At 40.1% G+C, this 20,537-nt stretch carries 21 protein-coding genes; 9 read left to right on the top strand and 12 right to left on the bottom strand.

The genetic code is table 11. The features are described 5' to 3' along the window. Positions 1-30 precede the first annotated feature (30 nt). From ADS77_RS01900 to ADS77_RS01910, 3 genes are all read right to left on the bottom strand, one after another. The gene (locus ADS77_RS01900; protein ID WP_054452703.1) at positions 31-1,170 is read right to left on the bottom strand and encodes a PleD family two-component system response regulator; all 1,140 of its coding nucleotides are present in this window, start codon (positions 1,168-1,170) and stop codon (positions 31-33) included. A 75-nt stretch (positions 1,171-1,245) separates the two neighbouring features. Next, positions 1,246-3,171: an ATP-binding protein gene (locus tag ADS77_RS01905; protein ID WP_054452927.1), complete on the bottom strand. Its 1,926-nt coding sequence runs from the start codon at positions 3,169-3,171 to the stop codon at positions 1,246-1,248. A 143-nt stretch (positions 3,172-3,314) separates the two neighbouring features. Then, the gene (locus ADS77_RS01910; protein ID WP_054206619.1) at positions 3,315-3,803 is read right to left on the bottom strand and encodes a GNAT family N-acetyltransferase; all 489 of its coding nucleotides are present in this window, start codon (positions 3,801-3,803) and stop codon (positions 3,315-3,317) included. A 79-nt stretch (positions 3,804-3,882) separates the two neighbouring features. Here ADS77_RS01910 and ADS77_RS01915 point away from each other — a divergent pair, with 79 nt between their 5' ends. From ADS77_RS01915 to ADS77_RS01940, 6 genes are all read left to right on the top strand, one after another. After that, positions 3,883-4,458, top strand: coding sequence for a glutathione peroxidase (locus tag ADS77_RS01915; protein ID WP_054206620.1), 576 nt, complete (start codon positions 3,883-3,885; stop codon positions 4,456-4,458). A gap of 85 nt (positions 4,459-4,543) precedes the next feature. Continuing rightward, entirely contained in the window at positions 4,544-4,825 is a 282-nt protein-coding gene (locus ADS77_RS01920) for a peptidylprolyl isomerase (RefSeq protein WP_054206621.1), read from the top strand. A 69-nt stretch (positions 4,826-4,894) separates the two neighbouring features. After that, the gene (locus tag ADS77_RS01925; RefSeq protein ID WP_054452705.1) at positions 4,895-5,473 is read left to right on the top strand and encodes a glutathione S-transferase family protein; all 579 of its coding nucleotides are present in this window, start codon (positions 4,895-4,897) and stop codon (positions 5,471-5,473) included. Between the two features lie 16 nt (positions 5,474-5,489). Next, on the top strand, positions 5,490-5,840 hold the full coding sequence (locus tag ADS77_RS01930; protein ID WP_054206623.1) for a DUF2750 domain-containing protein: 351 nt from the start codon (positions 5,490-5,492) through the stop codon (positions 5,838-5,840). Between the two features lie 90 nt (positions 5,841-5,930). Then, positions 5,931-6,611, top strand: coding sequence for a hypothetical protein (locus tag ADS77_RS01935; protein ID WP_054206624.1), 681 nt, complete (start codon positions 5,931-5,933; stop codon positions 6,609-6,611). 127 nt (positions 6,612-6,738) lie between these two features. After that, positions 6,739-9,309, top strand: a complete 2,571-nt coding sequence (locus ADS77_RS01940) for a M1 family metallopeptidase (RefSeq protein ID WP_054452707.1) — start codon at positions 6,739-6,741, stop codon at positions 9,307-9,309. 76 nt (positions 9,310-9,385) lie between these two features. Here ADS77_RS01940 and ADS77_RS01945 read toward each other — a convergent pair whose 3' ends face one another. The 3 genes from ADS77_RS01945 to ADS77_RS01955 form a co-directional block, all read right to left on the bottom strand. After that, positions 9,386-9,838, bottom strand: coding sequence for a hypothetical protein (locus ADS77_RS01945; RefSeq protein WP_152960580.1), 453 nt, complete (start codon positions 9,836-9,838; stop codon positions 9,386-9,388). A gap of 65 nt (positions 9,839-9,903) precedes the next feature. Then, positions 9,904-10,269, bottom strand: coding sequence for a hypothetical protein (locus ADS77_RS01950; RefSeq protein WP_054206627.1), 366 nt, complete (start codon positions 10,267-10,269; stop codon positions 9,904-9,906). A 103-nt stretch (positions 10,270-10,372) separates the two neighbouring features. Continuing rightward, complete coding sequence (locus ADS77_RS01955; RefSeq protein ID WP_054206628.1) at positions 10,373-11,242, bottom strand: hypothetical protein; 870 nt, start codon at positions 11,240-11,242, stop codon at positions 10,373-10,375. 116 nt (positions 11,243-11,358) lie between these two features. On the opposite strand from ADS77_RS01955, the gene ADS77_RS01960 reads away from it, so the two are divergent. The 3 genes from ADS77_RS01960 (at position 11,359) to yjjG (ending at position 13,807) form a co-directional block, all read left to right on the top strand. Further along, entirely contained in the window at positions 11,359-12,258 is a 900-nt protein-coding gene (locus ADS77_RS01960; protein ID WP_054206629.1) for a phosphoribulokinase, read from the top strand. A 329-nt stretch (positions 12,259-12,587) separates the two neighbouring features. After that, positions 12,588-13,133, top strand: a complete 546-nt coding sequence (gene yjjX, locus ADS77_RS01965; RefSeq protein ID WP_054452713.1) for an inosine/xanthosine triphosphatase — start codon at positions 12,588-12,590, stop codon at positions 13,131-13,133. After that, positions 13,133-13,807: a pyrimidine 5'-nucleotidase gene (yjjG, locus tag ADS77_RS01970; protein WP_054206631.1), complete on the top strand. Its 675-nt coding sequence runs from the start codon at positions 13,133-13,135 to the stop codon at positions 13,805-13,807. Before yjjX ends, yjjG begins: the two co-directional genes overlap by 1 nt. A 79-nt stretch (positions 13,808-13,886) precedes the next feature. Here yjjG and lpxC read toward each other — a convergent pair whose 3' ends face one another. The 6 genes from lpxC to murC all read right to left on the bottom strand — a co-directional run bounded on the left by lpxC (position 13,887) and on the right by murC (position 20,499). Further along, positions 13,887-14,798 carry a UDP-3-O-acyl-N-acetylglucosamine deacetylase gene (gene lpxC, locus ADS77_RS01975; protein WP_054206632.1) on the bottom strand — a complete coding sequence of 304 codons (912 nt, stop codon included), beginning with the start codon at positions 14,796-14,798 and terminating at the stop codon, positions 13,887-13,889. Between the two features lie 101 nt (positions 14,799-14,899). Continuing rightward, positions 14,900-16,141 carry a cell division protein FtsZ gene (gene ftsZ / locus ADS77_RS01980; protein ID WP_054206633.1) on the bottom strand — a complete coding sequence of 414 codons (1,242 nt, stop codon included), beginning with the start codon at positions 16,139-16,141 and terminating at the stop codon, positions 14,900-14,902. Positions 16,142-16,162: 21 nt separating this feature from the next. Beyond that, complete coding sequence (gene ftsA, locus ADS77_RS01985) at positions 16,163-17,395, bottom strand: cell division protein FtsA (RefSeq protein ID WP_054206634.1); 1,233 nt, start codon at positions 17,393-17,395, stop codon at positions 16,163-16,165. Beyond that, a complete protein-coding gene (locus ADS77_RS01990) occupies positions 17,392-18,171 on the bottom strand; it encodes a cell division protein FtsQ/DivIB (RefSeq protein ID WP_054206635.1) in 780 nt (259 codons plus the stop codon). Before ADS77_RS01990 ends, ftsA begins: the two co-directional genes overlap by 4 nt. A 1-nt stretch (position 18,172) precedes the next feature. Further along, positions 18,173-19,093, bottom strand: coding sequence for a D-alanine--D-alanine ligase (locus tag ADS77_RS01995; protein ID WP_054206636.1), 921 nt, complete (start codon positions 19,091-19,093; stop codon positions 18,173-18,175). Beyond that, positions 19,090-20,499, bottom strand: coding sequence for a UDP-N-acetylmuramate--L-alanine ligase (gene murC, locus ADS77_RS02000; protein WP_054452929.1), 1,410 nt, complete (start codon positions 20,497-20,499; stop codon positions 19,090-19,092). Before murC ends, ADS77_RS01995 begins: the two co-directional genes overlap by 4 nt. Positions 20,500-20,537 lie beyond the last annotated feature (38 nt).

The raw sequence follows: 20,537 nt of genomic DNA on the forward strand, positions 1-20,537 counted from the left end.
CGTGACACTCATAAATTAGCCACATTAGATTTAAGTTCTGTTTGTATTATCGAGTAACTGTGCTAAATCCTGCTCTATTTCTTGAAATGCAGCTTTAACATTTTTTACTGAGTCTTCTCGTGCAACTGAGTTCTGAATCGTGCGATCTACTTTTTGATAAATAAAGATCTCTTGATCCTCATCCAACCCCATTGTCGGGATACGCTCTTCAAGCTCTTCTTGCAAGCGTTTAAATACCGCTTCATTACTTAAGCGGTTTTCGTTCAGTAAATCCATTAAACCATGAAATTTACTATGTACCATATCCACAACTTCATTTAGTTTGGTTTCTTGTCGCTCTAATTTCTTACGTGTAAGAATCGCTTTTAGTTGTTGCTCAGTAACACTTACTAAAAAGCAAACATGATCTCGAATACGCCCATGCTTATCTTGATCATGATCCGGCATGTTTAATATTAATAAGCTTATAAACTCGTAATTAACTAATATCCTGTGGGAGAACTCATGTAAGCGCCCTTTACTTTTAAGCATATCGAATAGTTCAATAACAATAGGGGAGCAAACACCTCTTAAAGCAAAGTGCTGAGGGTCATCATTTATAAATCTAAATTCAATATTACTCTGTAAGTCAAATGAGCTTAAGCAACTAACCAAAGCCTGGGCGAGTATATCAACCTCATTGATCAGCGCAATATTCTCGATATAGTTAACTATCTGGCCCATTTCACTGCTATTAGCCATGGCATTAAAAGCTGTTGAAGTGGCCTCTTCGACTTGTTGTTCTAAGTTTTCTTTATCAATAATTATTTGGTTTAGATTTTTTAACTTTAACCGCAGTTCCTCATGCCCAAAAGGCTTAACTATATAATCTTCAGCCCCGACAGAGTAACCTTCCATTCGCTCCTCTACGGTGCCTCTAGCCGAGACAAACATGACAATTATATGTGCAGTATTCGGATTCTCCTTTAGCTTAGTACATACTTCATAGCCATTCATTTTTGGCATGCTAACATCGAGTAAGATCACTTGAGGGTCATAATCTTCGACCACACTCAAGCACTCTGGGCCGCTGCTTGCCATCTTTAAATCAAAGTCATTTTCCAACAACTCCTCAATAATCTCTAGATTAAATGGCTCATCATCAACAGCCAAAATTCTTGTTAATGGCATAGTGTGTCATCCTTCTCAAAACTGATATTAATAGTTTAGTCGCAAAAAAAGCACTTACCAGTAAGTAAAAGTAATTTATTTATTCTGCATCTCAGGAATACTAATATTTAAAGGCAGCGCGATTCGAATTGTTGTTCCATCCTGCTTATTTGAATGAGCAGATATAGTACCTTGATGCAACGACACAAACTCACGGCACAAAGCAAGTCCCAGCCCTGTTCCTCCAGCGCCATGATTCGTCTTACTACTTTGTACAAATTTTGCAAAAACATGCTCCAATTCATCTTCAGGTATGCCTATACCGCTATCCACAACATTAATAATAGCCTGATCATCTTGATTAATTAATGTTACTTCAATACTACTTTGAGGCTCACTAAACTTTAATGCATTGCCTAATATATTTCGCAATAGCTGATTTATTTGTTCTTCGTCACACTGTGCAATTACAGGTGTTTTTTGCGGGTAAAATAAGATTTCAATATCTTTTTCTAAGGCTGTACCTGAGACATCATCGATACTGGTTTTAATAATATTACTCAAATTATGAGGTCGGGGATTAAAGGGAAATTTACCAACATCTAATTTCGATAAATCGAGTAAATTATTTAGTAATGACAACAGCCTTTCACCACTGCGCTCTATGCGCGATAAATATTTTTGCAGCTTCTCTTTAGCGAAATCCCCTGAGGTGAGTTTATCTAGTCCAAAGCGCGAAAAACTTAAAATAGAATGCATCGGAGTACGTAATTCATGCGACATATTAGCAAGAAACTCTGATTTACTATGATTGGCTGCTTCTGCGACATTTTTTGCATGTTCTAATTGTGAGGTTCGTGCTCGCACTTCTTGCTCTAGCGTATCTTTAGCTTCAAGTAATAAGTCTTCTTTCTCTTTAAGGTGAGTAACATTTTTAAAGATCACAGCAAGCGCGATTTCACCATGATGATCAATTTCATTGAACGAACCTACTAAAGGAATTTTTCCTCCTTCTTTTTGCGGCAAACTCAAGTCACAACTAAACTGACGATTTTGATTTAAGGTAGCTATTTTAGTTTTAATACTTTTACTTGATGACTCGCCAAGCATTTCAAATAACGAACGGCCTTGAAAGTCTTTTAACTGCATTTTAAATAACTTAGAGCATGCATCGTTCGCTTCAATCACGCTCCCATCACGCTCAAACAACATAATCGCGTCAGGAGTGTGTTTATAAATCACTCGTAATAAACTATCTTTTTCGATCAATGCATCAACAGTGTCCTGCAAACGCTCAACTAATTCATTGTTATGGCGCTTTAATAGCTCTGTTTGCCATAATTTATGCAGTGATTGAAGTAACACATTTTCATTTATTGGTTTTACAAGTACATCTTCCACCCCACCTCGAATTGCTTCAATCATCGATACTTGATTGGGTTTTGAAGTAAATAATAAACAACGGCATTGAGGTTGAATTAATTTTAAATTAGAGAACACCTCTAGACCGGTTCCATCAAGCAAGCTGAAATCACTTAATAAAATATCAACTTCCTGCTGTTTAATTTTTAAAGCGGCACTGTGTAAACTATCCGCAGTGATCGTTGTAATATGAGCACCAATAAGACTTTTTTCAATTTTAGCTAACCGTTCAGGGTCATGATCAACTAATAAAACAGTGGGCAATAGCAATATGTTGTCGGAACCGAGATCTAAAACACTTTCAAGTAAAGTGCTGATCTCTTTGTTTGCAAAAAAAGGATAAATTACGATCGCATTTGGTACTAAATTATTGAGCTCGCTAAAAGCATTAAGTTGTTCCCCATACTCCGCTTTGGGCGCTAATAATACAACTTTATCTTGATGGAACTCTTTAACCAATGATTGAGCCGTTGCTATAGGTACCCCATGGGCTATCGTGACCAAATCATATTGATTGTAAGCGACCTCTTCACTTAACATCGAGAAATGAATTAATTCTATTTCACAACCTATGAGCTCCAACAATACTTTTACGCGCATTGCTAGCACACTACTACTATCTACGATTAATATTTTGCGCACTGTGCCTAGCACTCCCTTAAAAACGTTAGCGTTTTAAAAGAGTAGTTCAAATTTTTAGCATTAGTAACAAGCTAAAGAACTTTCCTCAAACTTAAATAGTATTAACCTAAATGCTTACCTAAAATGGTCAAGCTATAGTACTTGCTGTCCATGACCGCTACGTTTGGTAATTCTCCCCATTTTTGATAACCAAATTTATTAAATAGCTTTATGCTTGGTATGTTATGGCTAAAAATAAAAGCGAGTAATACTTCAATGTTTAAAAATTTTGCTTGCTGCTGTGCAAAGTGCAATAATTTTTTACCCAACCCCTGCCCTTGCGATAACGACGTTATATAAATGCTAATTTCAACAGTTCCATCATAAGCGGGGCGGCCATAAAACGATTTATAGCTCAGCCAAGCAAGTACTTTTCCGGCTTGCTCATATACATAAAGTGGTCGCTGCTGCGTATGACTTTCAAACCAAGTACGCTTTTGTTCAACACTGACGGTCTCGGTATCCGCGGTGACCATTCTGCTCGCTATGGTTTCATTATAAATTGCGACAATGGCTGGTAAATCATCAATGTTTGCTAAACGTGTCGTCATAATATTTTTAACTGTTGTTGATCAATTAATAGCATAGTAACGTATGAGCTAAGGAAATCACCAGAGAGGAAATCTAGGTATGTTAAAAAAAATTATGTTATGTGCGATGATATTCAGTAGCAACGTATATGCACAAGTTAAAGCTCCAGCAGCTGTTAATGCGCTAGTAACACAAGATTGTGATGACTTCACAAACGTAAGCTTACGAAAGCTTCGCTCTAAAGACAGCATCAATTTATGTCAATTTAAAAACAAACCTATGCTCATCGTTAATACAGCCAGTAATTGCGGGTTTACTTCACAATTTGAAGGCCTTGAAGCGCTAAACCAAAAGTATAAAGATCAAGGCTTAGTTATTATTGGATTCCCTTCAGATGATTTCTTTCAAGAAGAAGATGACGAAAAAGAAACAGCCAAAGTATGCTTTATAAATTATGGCGTAACTTTTACCATGCTTGCCACCAGCGAAGTACGCGGAAGTGACGCAAACCCAATTTTTAAACATTTAAATGCACAAACAAGCTCACCAAACTGGAACTTTTATAAATACCTTGTTTCTGCAGATCGTAAGCATGTAGAGCGTTTTAACAGTAAAACCAAGCCTAATTCTGACAAGCTAATTAAAGCAGTAGAAAAAGCAATTTCAGATATTTAAATTTATGCTGGTATAATCCGTTGGTAGTAGGCTAGAATACTATCAAAATTGATTAAAAAAACACCAACTTTAAACGGGAGATTTTATGGCAGTGGCAAGTGCACGACACATATTAGTAGATAGCGAAGCTCAGTGCTTAGATTTAAAAAGCAAAATTGAGCAAGGTGAAGATTTTGCAGAATTAGCTAAAGCACATTCAAACTGTCCATCAGGTCAAGATGGCGGTGCATTGGGTGAGTTTGGTCCTGGTATGATGGTACCTGAGTTTGATAAGGTGGTTTTTTCTGCACCTATTAATCAAGTACAAGGCCCTGTACAGACTCAATTTGGTTACCACCTTCTTGAAGTTACTAGCCGTACGGAATAAAGTAACCTGCAAAGTTAACAATAAATAAAGCCGCTTTTGCGGCTTTATTTATTTTTATGGAAGATTATCATGAAGCTAATCGGTTCGACCACCTCTCCATTTGCTCGACGTATTCGCATTTGGGCACTTAAAAATAATGCCGATATCCAGTTTGAAAACTTAGATATTTTTTCTCCAGCAGACCGACAAGTTATGATTAATAATAACCCGGCTCGTAAAATTCCTATTTTGGTTGATAACCAACACACAATCACTGACTCCAACACGATTATTCGGTACTTGCTTAATAAAAATAAATTGCCGAGCCTAAGCTGGCAGCATGAAAACTTGCTCACCACCATCAACGCATGTAATGATTCTCTCGTAGAGGTTTTGCTATGCCAGCGCTCAGGTTTTGATACTCATTCTGATAAATTATTTTTTAATCTGCAAAATGAACGCATTGTTGAAACATTAAGCTATTTAAATAACCATTTAACTGATAATGAATTTAATAGCTGTGAATACCTCAGCATCAGTTTATACTGCTTACTTGATTGGATTTACTTTCGCGAACTGATTGACCTAACTCCTTTTAATAAGTTAATTGAGTTTCATCAGGCATATAACCTGCAAGAAGTAGCAAAGCAAACCGATCCACGAATTTAACATTAAGGGTAAACACATGAGTGATATCGAGATTGAATCGGAACTAATCAGTTTTGTAGAGAAAGTACGCCAAAGTGAGCAATTATGGGCGCTAGGCGCTGACGACGGTGGTTTTGTTGTTTGTGATTCAAACCAATTTGAAAACGCCGATGTATTACTCCTGTGGGAAAGTGAAGCTGCAGCAAAAGCCCAATGTAAAGAAGAGTGGGCAGACTATAGCCCTGTTGAAATCAACCTTGATGAATTTTTAGACGAATGGGTTGAAGATCTAAAAAGCGATGATGCACTAGTTGGCCTAAACTGGAATGATGACCAAGTTTGCGTTGAAATAGAGCCAGTAGGTCTTGCCCGCGCATTAAGCGAATAAGCATTATTTAGCATTGCGTTACTGTGCTGGTTTATTTCCTAAACACTTGGGTATAAACTAGCGCAAGTCTTTACTTTCAAGGTACTTACGTTGAAATCCCATCTTGGTCGCCGCCCCTTTTCCACTATGGAGTTACACACCCTTTCCCATGGCTATATTTATGGGGATATTCGCTTACCTCGAGAGCAAGCTAAGCATTGGCACTTTTGGTTACCTTTGATTGCATATTACAGCGGCGCCTATAGCGATGAAATTGGCCATTTGCAGCTAAGTGATATTATTGTTCATCAGCATATTCTATGTTTTCATTTCCACACTCATGGAAAAATAAAAGCCCGTATTGTTCCCGTACACCAAGCACTATTTGATGCCGGTTTAGACGACTATATCACCTTGGTTAAACAGCAGGGGCATACTCGCTTACTATTTGACTTACCAGCAAAGTCAGGCCGATATAGCGAAAAAGTACGTATCTGGTTCTCTGGTGAAGGAGATCGCGCTGGCTACTTACAAAAGTGTGATATTCCCAGTATCGACCAACTCGGTATGAAAACAGCAATTAGTAGCCTACGCCTCAATTTTGAGCAGCAAATTCGCATTTACGCTATCCAAGCTGATAACAAAGCTGCATTTAATTATCTGCTCGGCTTTAATGAATATGAGCCTACTGATTTTGCAGATGTAGCAACCCTTAGTAATATCATCCAACAAATACGCGTAATCAACCCCCAAGCTCACTGGCAACGGTTCTTGCAGCGTCACACTATTTGATAAACCTTGTTACCAACTACTTCATTACTCACCGAGAAAAAGCTGTTAGGATGATTTGTACGCTACTAAAATTCTTTTTCTATATTTTTAGTACATAACTTCTAACAAGAAAAATCAGGATCCCCTTATGTTTATTAAAAGCCTACTGACGCTCAGTGTCGCTATTGCAGTGAGCTCAGCTCACGCTAATGAATATGTTATTGAAAAGCTGGCAAAACCAAGCTCTCAACACGTATCTTTAACCCTTGATCCAGCTCAAGATACTTTCAGTGGTATGACTGAAATTAGTCTTGAAGTTCTTAAGCCAACAAAATATATTGAGCTTAATGGAGTTGATTATGCAACTCAAATGGTCAAGCTGCTCGGCACAAAAAACTGTGATTTAAGCACTGAAATGCTAAAAACAGGTAAAGTTAAATTTAGCTGTGACGAGCAAATTCAACCTGGTAAATACACCTTAAAAATAGACTTTACTGCCCCTTATAATCGTCAAAGTGTCGGCTTATATAAAACATTAGATCAAGGGGTACCTTATCTATTTACACAATTTGAAATGAGCGATGCTCGCCGCGCCTTCCCTGTTTTTGATGAGCCAAGTTATAAGATCCCATTTCAATTAACGATTACAGCCCCGAGCTCACAAAAAGTCTATGCCAATACACCTGAGTTAAAAACCACTGTAAATGGTGATATGACGACCCACTTCTTTGATAAAACACCACCAATCCCTTCCTATTTAGTGGCAATGGCTGTTGGACCATTTGAAGAGCGTGAAGTCAAAGACATGCCAATACCTGGGCGTATTATTACTCCTCAAGGTAAAATTCATTTAGGTGAATATGCAGCACAAGCGATGCCTAAAGTGCTAGCGGCTCTTGAAGATTACTTTGGTATTCCTTACGTTTATAAAAAACTTGATTCAGTAGCTGTTCCAGAGTTTCCATTCGGCGCAATGGAAAATTCAGGCTTAGTAACATACCGTGAAGATATCTTGCTACTTGATTTAGCAACCGCTACTCGTAGTAAAAAACAACGTAACATCTCTATCATAGCGCACGAGCTTGCACACCAATGGTACGGTAATTTAGTGACCATGAAGTGGTGGAATGATTTATGGCTAAACGAAGCATTTGCAAGCTGGATGGCGGCTAAAATTACAACACAGCTAAACCCAGAATTTGAATCACACCTAGATCTACCGCAAAATAATGTAATGGCATTAGACGCTCGTTTAAGCACTAAACCAATCCGCAAACCAATTAAAACCGAAGCCGATATAATGGATGGTTTAGGCCTAGCTTACAGCAAAGGTAGCGCTGTTTTAGCTATGGTCGAGAATTGGATTGGTGAAGAAGCATTCCAACAGGGCATTCGTGCTTACCTGAAAGAGTTTTCCTATAAAAATGCAGAAGCGGCTGACTTATGGCAAGCCCTTGGTAAAGCCTCGAATAAAGACGTTGCAGGGGTTTTAAAATCGTTTATAGAGCAATCTTCTTTCCCACTCGTAAAAGTAAGCCAGCAAGGTAAAATGGTTACTATTAACCAAAGCCGCTTCACTAACGCAGGTGTTGATGCCCCCGCACAGCTTTGGAATGTACCTGTTGCAATAAAATATGGTGCTGGCGACCAAGTAAAAACTGCTAGCATACTTCTAACCAAAGAAAATCAAACCATTGAGCTTGAGTTTGAACCTGAATGGATTTATCCAGATCAAGGCGCTCTGGGTTACTACCGCTGGGTATTAGACGATAAACAGTTTGCAGCACTGATCAATAAAGCCGCCGATACATTGACTGTACGCGAACGTTTAGCGCTATTATCTGCCGTTGATGCACTGCTAGATGCCGGTGTTATTTCAGCTGCGCATTTAATGCAAACACTAGAGACCTTTATAAGTGACAAGCACCCACGTGTAGCAAATACCGCTTTGGCTTATCTAGCTTCGCAAAAGCGTACCTTTGAAGATGCAAGCAATCAGCACCTTTGGCCTGAATTTATCCGAAAGAGCATCACACCTGCAGCTAAGCAATATGGTTTAACAGCAAAAATAGGAGAAGATGCCGCAATTTCGCAATTACGCACACAGGTTGTTTCTCGTTTAGGGTTTGATGGCGAAGATCAAAGTGTGATCAATACAGCGAAAGCCCAAGCACGTGTTTATTTAAATAATCCAAGTAAAGTAGACCCATATTTAGCATCTACCTACTTAAATTTAGCTGCATTTCATGGCGACAAGAACTTACTTGACGCTTACATGAATACATTTAAAACCACTAAAGACCCACAAGTTCGCACTAAAATGCTCGCTGCTATGAGTTATTTTGGAAAACCTGAGCTACAAAAAGCAGTACTAGATTACAGCCTTACGGATGATGTGACCGCGTCAGATATGCGAACTATTTTATCTGGTCAAAAATATACACCAGAACGTGAAGCGCGATTGATCAAATGGGTTTATACCAATTACGATAGTGTGGCCGCTAATTTACCGCCATTCGCACTGCCGAACTTACCGTATTATACAACTGCCGGTTGTGATGCCAGCAGTTTAAAAACCACTCAAGCTTTCTTCACTGATAAAATATCTGAAGTGCCAGGTTATGCCCGCTCATTAAGCAAACTAGCAGAAGGCATTAACACGTGTATTGCATTAAAAGAACGTGAGTTAGCATCCATTAATAGCTTCTTAAAGCGTTAACCTTCGCTGTAAACTAAAAAACGGCAAGCCAGTAGTTTGCCGTTTTTTCATGGGTCTGAAGATAAACAACCTAAAACTACCATTCACCGAGTTTAATAACCGATAACACCTGCTTAGTACTATTTGGCAGCTGATAATCTAGATGAGTAAATTTAACTAAAACGTTATCACAACTGCCCGACATACTACCTTCAGTGCTTCTTTCACATACCTTCAATTGATAACTATGAGCGGGGAGTATTTTTTCAATACTATATGTGATCAGTGTTTCATCTCCACCAGGGTAAGGGTAGTTAGCTGCATTACAGCCACGTAAATTTGCAGACTCAATAAATACCGCTGCGGTTGTATTATCACCATTTAGGTTTGTCATTAATTGTGCAAAGCAACCTGCAGGTATCGGTTCATTGTTACTAACAAACTGATTGTGCTTTATTGCATAATCAGGCTCTGGTATATCACTTTTAACCTGCAAGCCGCAGCCCACTAAGCTAAATGTTGTAATTAAAGTGAATATTAATTTTTGCATAACCCAATCCATTAATTCTTACTAAATAATCATACCTGCGGTTACCTGACAACAAAGTGAACTACCTAACCATTCATAATTTTTAGCAATAATTCAATAAACTCTTTTGCCGATTTTTCAGTGCCTATTTTAAACGCAACACCATAATGTATTGGATTCGCACTTTTATAAATTCGAGTAGGAAAGCGGGTCATCTCATTATTATGAAAAACATCGCTGATCCGCGAAACCCCATCAAGTGCAGAAAAATCATCACTAAACACTTCAAAAGCTGGGCGAATGACAATTTTAGGTTGGCCGCCTTCAATATGTAAATAAATGGCTTCTTTTGAACTTGGTAGCATAAACTCGGTAATATTCTTTATTTTAAAATTGCTACGACACTTAAGTGCTATTAACTGCTCTGTTACTTGCTCTGCGCTGACTGGCATAATGATCCTTGTTAATTCATTACAATAACGTGATGGCTTACACTACAGTAAAACCATTTAAATAGGTTTAATTAACCACTGTTATGATTAATTAAACCAGCCTTTACTTTGTACAGACAAAAGCAAGTTGATTATTTAAGTAGCTCATACGAGTAATTTTCGTCTCGCAGTAAGGTGTTAAATCTAGCCATAGGGATACAACCTCAGGTTCACTCAGGTTGCGTTGATAAACGCGATTATCCACAGCATAAATTACAGTGTCTGCACCTTTAAATGCATAGTCTTGCACAGATTTCGGTAACCTAAATAAATCCGTTACTTGATTTTGTTTTGCATCAAAACTTGCCAGCCACTGCTGTTGCTGCTTTGTATAGTTAAAAGTATAAGCACCAAGCTGTTTATTGAACGTAAGCGTGCGGCCAATGTCACTCGCAACTACTTCTGGTTTCGCAGCAGCTACATGGGTGTACTGCAGTGTATGAGGTTTACCTAGAATAAACATCACCACGTCATTATTAATACCCCACGCATGATAACCAACGGGTTCTACCCACTCAAAAATACGCCTTGGCGCAACATTTTTATCAAACGGGTATTGCCATAACTTTTGCTTACCATTAGCTTCAACAACAATTGCAGAAAGAGCGCTGCCGTCAGGTGTTAAGGTAGGCGAATACTCGCTCACAGCAGTATTCGTTAAATTAGTTGTTTGCTGATCGGCGAAATTATAAAAAACGAGCTCTGTTTGGCTTTGCTCATTATTTTGCACTTCTTTAGTGAAATAAATACCACTTTTGGTAAGTAGGGGCTGATTATTGTAAACATCGCCATCAGTAATACGACTAACCTGTAAACCATACTCAGTATTAACATCAGCGAGTAAGATTTCGCTTTTTGGCATAGCCGCTAAACTCGAATACGACGTTATTGCTAAAGTGGCCATTAAGCCCAGCAAAGGTGAAATCAATTTCATATGAATCTCTCATTATTATTCTTCCTCTATAATAGCGCTAATTAAGTGCGCCTGTCACTTGACCTAGCCCCTAACTAACCCTTATAACTAGGGTGCTACTTAAAATGAGAACAACTATGTCAGCTAAACATCCTATTATTGCGATCACGGGTTCATCGGGTGCGGGTACTACCACCACTACAAATGCTATTAAGCATATATTTCGCAGTCTTAATATCGAGGCCGCGTTTATAGAAGGTGATAGCTTTCACCGCTATACACGCCCAGAAATGGATAAAAAAGTACGCGAAGCGCAACAAGAAGGTAAACACATTAGCTACTTTGGCCGTGAGGCAAATGACTTTGCGGCACTGGAAGGGTTATTTAGTAATTATGGGGATACTGGCGCCGGCAAGTTACGTCGCTACTTACACACATTTGATGAAGCTGTGCCATATAACCAACTACCCGGTACGTTTACTCCATGGCAAGAGCTTGAAAATAACACTGATATTTTATTTTACGAAGGGCTTCATGGTGGCGTAGTCGATCAAGATCATGATGTTGCTAAACACGTCGATTTATTGATTGGCATGGTGCCAATCATCAACCTTGAGTGGATCCAGAAATTAATTCGCGACACATCTGAACGAGGTCACTCTCGTGAAGCTGTGATGGGCTCAATAGTTCGCAGTATGGATGATTATATTAATCACATTACACCGCAGTTCTCGCGTACCCATATCAACTTTCAACGCGTACCAACGGTTGATACCTCAAATCCTTTTAGTGCAAAAGATATTCCATCCCTTGATGAAAGCTTTGTTGTTATTCGCTTTAGAGGTATTGACGATGTTGATTTTCCTTATTACTTACGCATGATTGAAGGCAGCTTTATGTCACGTATCAACACACTTGTAGTGCCCGGCGGTAAAATGGGTCTTGCGATGGAGTTAGTTTTAACCCCACTCATTAAAGATATTATCTTAAAAAAACGCGCCCTTGCCGAATTAGCTCCTGTTGACTTACCTATTTAAAAAAACCGCTTGCTGAAATAAATAGCTTATGTATACCCAAGCCACCTCAAGATACAAAATTCAGCGTTTCACAGGGGCTTAATATCAAGGCGTTACTTTGCAGCAATGGCAATCCCTTTTAAGAAGGAACAACGATGAGAGTAAGTTCCTGTGAAACGCCCAAAGGGTTGGTTTAAAAGCGATTTATACTGCGTTATTGATTTTAACAAGGGAACAACCATTATTTGCAATCAATGCCTTGTCTAAATCGCTTTTAATTCCAACGACGCTCGCATCTTGAGGTGGCTTGGGTATACACTACTGACTTCATCATAAAAGGAGAAGTCAGTATGACAGAGTCACTTCGCATTATTGTGGGATCAAAAAATCCAGTGAAGATAAGTGCGGCACGCAGTATCTTTCATCTCTTTTACCCTAACATAGCTATAGATTGCCAAGGTGTTAACGCTCCATCAGACGTACCGGATCAACCTATAGGTGAAGATGAAACCCGAATTGGCGCACAAAATCGCGTATTACATTGCCAACAGCACTATCAAGCCGATTTTTACGTAGCAATGGAAGGTGGTGCAGAGCAATTCAGCTACGGGCCTGCGACCTTTGCTTATGTTGTTATTGCTGATAACCAACAACGTGCAATAGGCCGCAGCAGTAATTTACCACTTCCGCAGAGTCTTTATAACGCATTACTGCAAGGTAAAGAGCTAGGTGATGTTATGGACAATGCGTTTAATACAACCAATATAAAACAACAAGGTGGGGCTATTGGCCTACTTACTAACCATCATGCCACACGTGAAAGCACATACACACAAGCCCTGACCCTCGCTATGGCACCTTTTTTACACCCGGATCTATACAGTAAGGAAGTTTAATGAAGTATACCCACGTTTTATTTGATGCAGATGAAACCCTATTCAGCTTTAATGCCTTTGCAGGTTTAAAAAGAATGCTCGCCACTTATGGCGTGGATTTTAATGAGGCCGACTACCAGCATTATCAAGTGACCAATAAATCATTATGGCTTGCCTACCAAGACAATAAAATTACTGCCAGTCATTTACAAGTAACACGCTTTAGTGAGTGGGCAACAAAACTCAACGTGCCAGCGCAGCAACTTAATGATAATTTTTTAACCGCGATGGCCGAGATCTGCCAACCACTTCCAGGTGCTGTCGAATTACTTAATAGATTAAAGCCTCATGCCAAACTTGGCATTATCACCAATGGTTTTACACAATTACAAGCCCGTCGCTTAGAACACACAGGCCTAAAAGACATGTTTGACTGGTTGGTTATATCAGAACAAGTAGGCATTGCAAAACCGGCCGTTGCAATTTTTGATCACACCTTTAACCTAATGGGTAATCCTAACAAAGAACATATTTTAATGGTCGGCGATACTGCAAACAGTGATATTTTGGGTGCACAAAATGCGGGGATTGATAGCTGCTGGTTGCAGCATCCAGGGGTTGTGTTGCCTGAAGGAATAAAACCAACTTATCACGTTACCGAGCTTGTACAGCTGCAAAATATTTTAGGCTTGTAAAAACTTAGTATTAAAGGCTAGGCAAAAAAAATGACGCTAAATAGCGTCATTTTTTATAACTGTTTTTTAAGCGCTACTATTAAGCTGTAGCTACTTCTAAGCCTGGTGCTGGCATAGTAACTGGGTTTTCAAACGTAGCCCATTCCCATGCTGACTCAGTCGCCATAATTTTACGAAGTAACTTGTTGTTTAAGTCATGACCTGACTTATAAGCGGTAATTTTGCCTAAGATGTTGTGGCCTGTCATAAACATGTCACCAACACAATCTAAAATTTTATGCTTAACAAACTCATCGCTATAACGCAGACCGTTAGGATTAAGTACTTTAAACTCATCCAAGACTACGGCGTTATCCATGCTACCACCTAGTGCTAGGTTATTTGCATGCATGTATTCTATATCTTTCATAAAGCCAAATGTACGTGCACGGCTAATTTCTTCAGTGAAGCTTTGCGTAGTAATATCTAAACCGATACGTTGGCGGCTTTCATTGATTGCCGGATGATCAAAAGCGATTTCAAAGTCGATATGAAAACCATCATATGGTTCTATCTCAGCCCATTTATCACCTTCTTCAATGCGTACTTTTTCTTTAATACGAATAAAGCGCTTAGCGGCATTTTGCTCTGCTATGCCGCCTTTTTGTAACAAGTAAATGAATGGTAATGCACTACCATCCATTATTGGTACTTCTGAGCTATCTAATTCAACAATTAGATTATCGATACCCATTGCCGCTACTGCTGCAATTAAGTGCTCAGTCGTTGATAAGCGAACACCATCTTTATTTGTTAAACAGGTACACAATTGCGTATCACCAACGGCTTCAGGTGTTGTTTCAAAATCAACAACCGGATCAAGGTCGACACGACGAAATACAATCCCAGTATTTGCGCTCGCAGGTCGGAGAGTTATTGTGACCTTCTCACCTTTATGAAGTCCAATTCCTATGGCTTTGACTATTTCTGCAATCGTACGCTGTTTAATCATAGGTTCGCTCACTTATAGTTACAGTTAGACGGCGGATTATATCACAGATACGACCAGCTGCCAAATTCGTTTATTTTTTAATCAGCACTTTTACATTTTGATTAGTCTGCTTGTTTTCTTAAAAAAGCAGGAATGTCAAAATAATCACCACCATCCGACTTGTCTGATTTTTTACTACCATTCTCAACAGTTTTACTTGCGCTTGTTTGTGGATTCATCGTCGAATCATGCTTTTCAGCTTTAGCTGCAGAGCTTGTTTCTTCACTGCTGCCTTGACTTGCAAAGCTTGGCACATACATGCCACTTGTTTGACTGCTTGAACCACTAACATCAGAACCTGACGCTTTCTTAAAGCCATTATCAACAATACCAAACTGTGGACGACGATCGCCGCCTAAACCCGTAGCAACAACTGTAACACGTAGTTCGTCTGTCATTTCAGGGTCGATTACCGCACCCACAACCACCGTTGCGTTTTCAGATGCTAATGCTTTAACGTGATTACCGACAATTTCAAACTCTTCAATCGCAATGTCCATACCTGCGGTGATATTAACCAAGATACCTTTAGCACCCGTTAAATCAACATCTTCAAGTAATGGGCTAGAAATAGCGGCTTCAGCAGCTTCTTGTGCACGATCAGGACCCGATGCAGACGCTGTGCCCATCATCGCAGTACCCATAGCAGACATAACTGTACGTACGTCGGCGAAATCCACGTTAATCAAACCAGAGCGTGTAATTAACTCCGCAATACCTTGAACCGCACCAAATAATACGTCATTTGCTTTAGCGAACGCATCTAGAAGTGTAGTCCCTTTACCTAAAACTTTAAGCAATTTATTGTTAGGAATTGTAATAAGTGAATCTACAATTTCTGACAATTCGTTAATACCTTGATCAGCGGCTGCTGCACGTTTCTTGCCTTCAAAATCAAACGGACGCGTTACAACTGCCACTGTTAAAATACCCAGTTCTTTCGCTATTTTTGCAACCACGGGTGCTGCGCCAGTACCTGTACCGCCACCCATACCAGCTGCAATAAATACCATATCTGCACCTTCAAGGCTGGCACGAATTGTATCTGCATCTTCCTCCGCAGATTGACGGCCAACATCAGGATTTGCCCCGGCACCTAGCCCAGATGTGATCTGAGTACCAAGTTGCACCGTAATATCAGCTGATGAATTACGTAATGCTTGCGCATCCGTATTTGCAGCGATAAAACGCACACCTTCAATTTGCTGTTTAACCATGTGCTCAACCGCGTTACCGCCGCCACCGCCCACGCCTATTACTTTTATGACAGCTTCTTCGCTATGTTGTTCCATAATATCAAACATGTTTACTCTCCGACTTGAGCATTAAAACTCGCCTTGAAACCACTTAGTTATGCGGCTCCACAAATTGTTATCACCTTCAGGTTTCGACTTTTGTGCATTCATCGATTGCATTGTGCGGCCGTACTGCAATAAACCAACCGCGGTTGCATATGAAGGGTCATCTACATAATCAGTCAAGCCAACTATCCCGATTGGCTTTCCTACTCTTACTGGCATTTGGAAGATATCTTCAGCTACTTCCATCGCGCCCGCCATTTTAGCACTACCGCCTGTAATGACGAGTCCTGCTGCAATTTGGTCTTCTAACCCTGAACGACGAATTTCTTCCATCGCCAGTTCAAATAATTCTCTAAAACGTGGCTCTACAACCTCAGATAAGGTATGACGCGACATTAAACGCGCTGGCCGACCACCTACACTCGGTACTTCAATCGTATCTTCACTGCTGGCCATTTGGCTGCTCGCACACGCATATTGTACCTTGAGTGATTCAGCATGCGAAATCGGTGTACGAAATATTTTTGCAATATCACCCGTTACTTGATTTCCCGCAACGGGGATAACTGCAGAGTGACGCAGCGCACCATTAATATAAATAGTGATGTCCATTGTGCCACCACCAATATCCAATACAGCAACGCCTAGCTCTTTTTCGTCATCGGTTAATACTGAGTAACATGACGCTAAAGCAGTAAAAATGAGTTGATCAACTTCAAGCCCACAACGCTCTACACATTTCTCAATATTCTTTGCCATGTCATTAGAGCAGGTAATGATGTGAGCACGAGCTTCCATTCGTACGCCGCTCATACCTAAAGGATTTTTTATCCCTTCTTGCATATCAATACTGTATTCTTGTGGTAATGCATGCAACATTTTGCGTTCAGCTGAAATTGGTACTGAACGTGCAATATGAATAACATTATCAATGTCTTCGTCTGTCACTTCGGTATTATTAATTGCAACAACACCATTTTCATTTTGACACTGAATATGCTTTCCTGAAATCCCCAAGTAAACTGAACTAATACGGCAATCAGCCATTAATTCTGCTTCATCGATAGCCCGACGTATTGATTCAGACACTAAATTGAGATCGTTAACACCGCCTTTATCCATACCATGAGATACTTGGCTGCCAACCCCAACAATGCTGAGTTTGTTATCTGCGGTGATTTCACCAACCGTGGCCACCACTTTTGAGGTGCCAACGTCTAATCCTATCACGAGGTTTCTTTCTGCTGACTTAGTCATGCCTTACTCTTATTTTGTATTTGCTCTTCTTCCAGGAGCTTCCAGCTCACAGCAAGACCGGTATCATACCGTAAATCCACAACATCTACTTGTGCATCTGCACGTTTTTCCATGCGTGGGTAAATATCTATAAACCGTTGTACCCGTTTAGCTTTTTCTTTGCGCCCTAAATTAAGACGGATACCGTTTTCAAGCCATAACTGCCATGAAAAACGCTCTGACAAAGCTAAACTTGTTAACTTAAAATTATTTAATGTGAGCATTTCATCAAACTGTTTAAAGGCAACCCATGCTTCAAACTCACTACCTTCGGGGCCATACAGTTGCGGTAACTCAACACTGAGCTTTGAACTTGCAGCCTGAAATACTTCACCTTTTTGGTTAATGAGTAAATCACTATTCCAAACAGCCACGGCTTGATGCTCAACTACATATACTTGCAGTGTATCTGGCCATTGCTTACGTACTGATGCGGTTGCGACCCAAGGTAACTCTTGCACCAAATACTGTACATGCTTAACATCTAAATCAAAAAAACTCGATAAGTCAGCTTTTTTTATTGCGCCAATAATAGCTTTTTCATCGGTATATTCGGGTTCGCCTAATACCGTTAAGTGCTTTATTTGCGCATCTTTATTTTCTACCAGCCACTGCCTTACGCCACTCGTTATTTGCACTAAGCCAAATACAACGATTAAAAAAAAGCTAACACCAAAAATTAGCGACCAATTTAGTTGCTGTTTTAATTGTTGCGCTTTTTCTAAAAAGGCATGCATATTAAAGCGTTTGCTCCAAAATGCGAACAACTAATTGCTCAAAGCTTGCGCCGTTTGCTTTAGCCGCCATTGGCACCAATGATTTCTCAGTCATTCCGGGCACTGTATTCACTTCTAATAGGTAAAAATTACCATCCGCATCTTGCATGGCATCAACACGCCCCCAGCCACTGGCGCCCACTAATTCAAATGCAGCAAGTGCCATTGCCTGTAAATGCTCAGTATCACTAGCAGATAAATCTGCCGGACAGTGATATTGCGTCGTATTTGATTGATACTTTGCTTGATAATCATAAAAGCCATTTGGTGTGGTCATTTCAATTACCGGCTGTACGTCATCACCCAATACTGTAATGGTAAATTCACGCCCTGTTATCCATTGCTCTACTAATACTTGGCTATCGAATTTAAATGCCTCAGCTAAAGCAGCATCCAGTTCTTGTGCATTGTTTGCTTGCGCCATACCAATACTAGAACCTTCATGTGATGGTTTAACCATTACTTTTTTTAGCTCATTCATTATCGCGGTTGTATCAAAGCCATGTTTGCTATCAACCACCGCGTAAGGTGCTGTGCTTAAGCCCGCTGATTTAAATAAGTGCTTACAGCGGATTTTATCCATTGCCAACGCTGATCCTAATACGTTACTGCCTGTATATGGCAACCCCATAAATTCAAGCGCGCCTTGAATAGTGCCGTCTTCACCACCGCGGCCATGTAGAGCAATAAATACACGTTCAATACCTAATTCTTTTAATTGCCACAAAGGCTGCTCTTTTGGGTCAAACGCAATAGCATCAACGCCCGCATTTTGTAATGCGTTCAATACAGCCTGCCCTGATTTTAGTGATACTTCGCGCTCTGCTGAGTGACCACCTAACAACACGGCAACTTTGCCAAATTGCGTATTTAATTGCGTCATACTTTTACCTGTTTCAATTGCTCTATCGACAACGATGTTGCTGCGAGTGTTTTTACTAATTGGCCAATATTACCAGCGCCTTGCGTCAATACTAAGTCATTATCTTGTAATATGTTTGCTAGTACACCCGCTAACTCCGAGCTGCTAGCAATATGCAATGGCTCTTTGCCTCTTTGGCGCAAACTACGACAAAGGCTTTTACTGTCAGCACCTATAATCGCCTCTTCGCCAGCGCTATATACATCTAAGAGTAGTAGCTGATCAACATCAGCCAATACTTTTACAAAGTCTTCATACAAATCACGCGTACGCGAAAAGCGATGTGGCTGATAAATCATGACTAGGCGTTTATCAGGCCAACCTTCTCGTACTGCGGCAATAGTGGCGGCCACTTCAGATGGATGATGACCATAATCGTCTACCAGCATCACATTACCACGCTCATTTTCAAACTCGCCATAGTGCTGAAAACGACGTCCGATGCCTTCAAACTGTTGTAAAGCTTCTAAAATTGCGTGATCGGCTATCTTTTGATCTTTTGATACTGCAATAGCGGCCGTTGCATTAAGTGCGTTATGTTTGCCTGGCATATTTAACTTCACGCTCAGCTCATCGCCTTGCTTATTACGCACTTTAAACTGACTTGTATTTGCTGTTTGGCTAAAGTCAGTCATACGGTAATCAGCATCAGCAGCCTCACCATAGGTGATCACAGGGCGACCAAAGCGCGGTATCAGCTCAGCAGCCACTTCAGAATCAATACAGACAACGGCAAGACCATAAAATGGTAAGTTATGAATGAAATCGACATAGGTGTCTTTCATTTTTTCCAAACTACCACCGTAGGTATCCATATGATCTTCTTCTATATTTGTGATCACTGAAACCATTGGCTGTAAATGTAAAAATGATGCGTCACTTTCATCCGCTTCAGCGATTAAAAAATCACTTTTACCCACTTTAGCATTGCTACCAGCACTGTTAAGCAAACCACCAATAATAAACGTTGGATCAAGCCCTGCTTGGCCATATATACTGGCGATTAAACTCGTTGTTGTCGTTTTACCATGCGTACCAGCGATGGCAATACCATGGCGAAAACGCATAAGCTCAGCGAGCATTTCAGCGCGACGTACAACAGGTATACGCGCCGCTTTGGCCGCTATTATTTCTGGGTTTGTTTCGTCAATCGCACTTGAAACAACAACCACATTGGCATCTTTTATATTATTCTCGTGATGACCTATAAATACTTCGGCGCCAACTTTAATTAAGCGCTCAGTCATCGCACTGTGCGCAATATCAGAGCCCGTAATTCGGTATCCTTCAAATGCAAGCACTTCAGCAATACCACCCATGCCCGCGCCACCAATACCTATAAAGTGAATAGTATCGATTCGTCTCATGGCTGGACGATTAGTTTTTTGAGCGACGTTTGTCGATT

The sequence above is a fragment of the Pseudoalteromonas porphyrae genome (genome assembly GCF_001298125.1).
Taxonomy (GTDB): Bacteria; Pseudomonadota; Gammaproteobacteria; order Enterobacterales; family Alteromonadaceae; genus Pseudoalteromonas; species Pseudoalteromonas neustonica.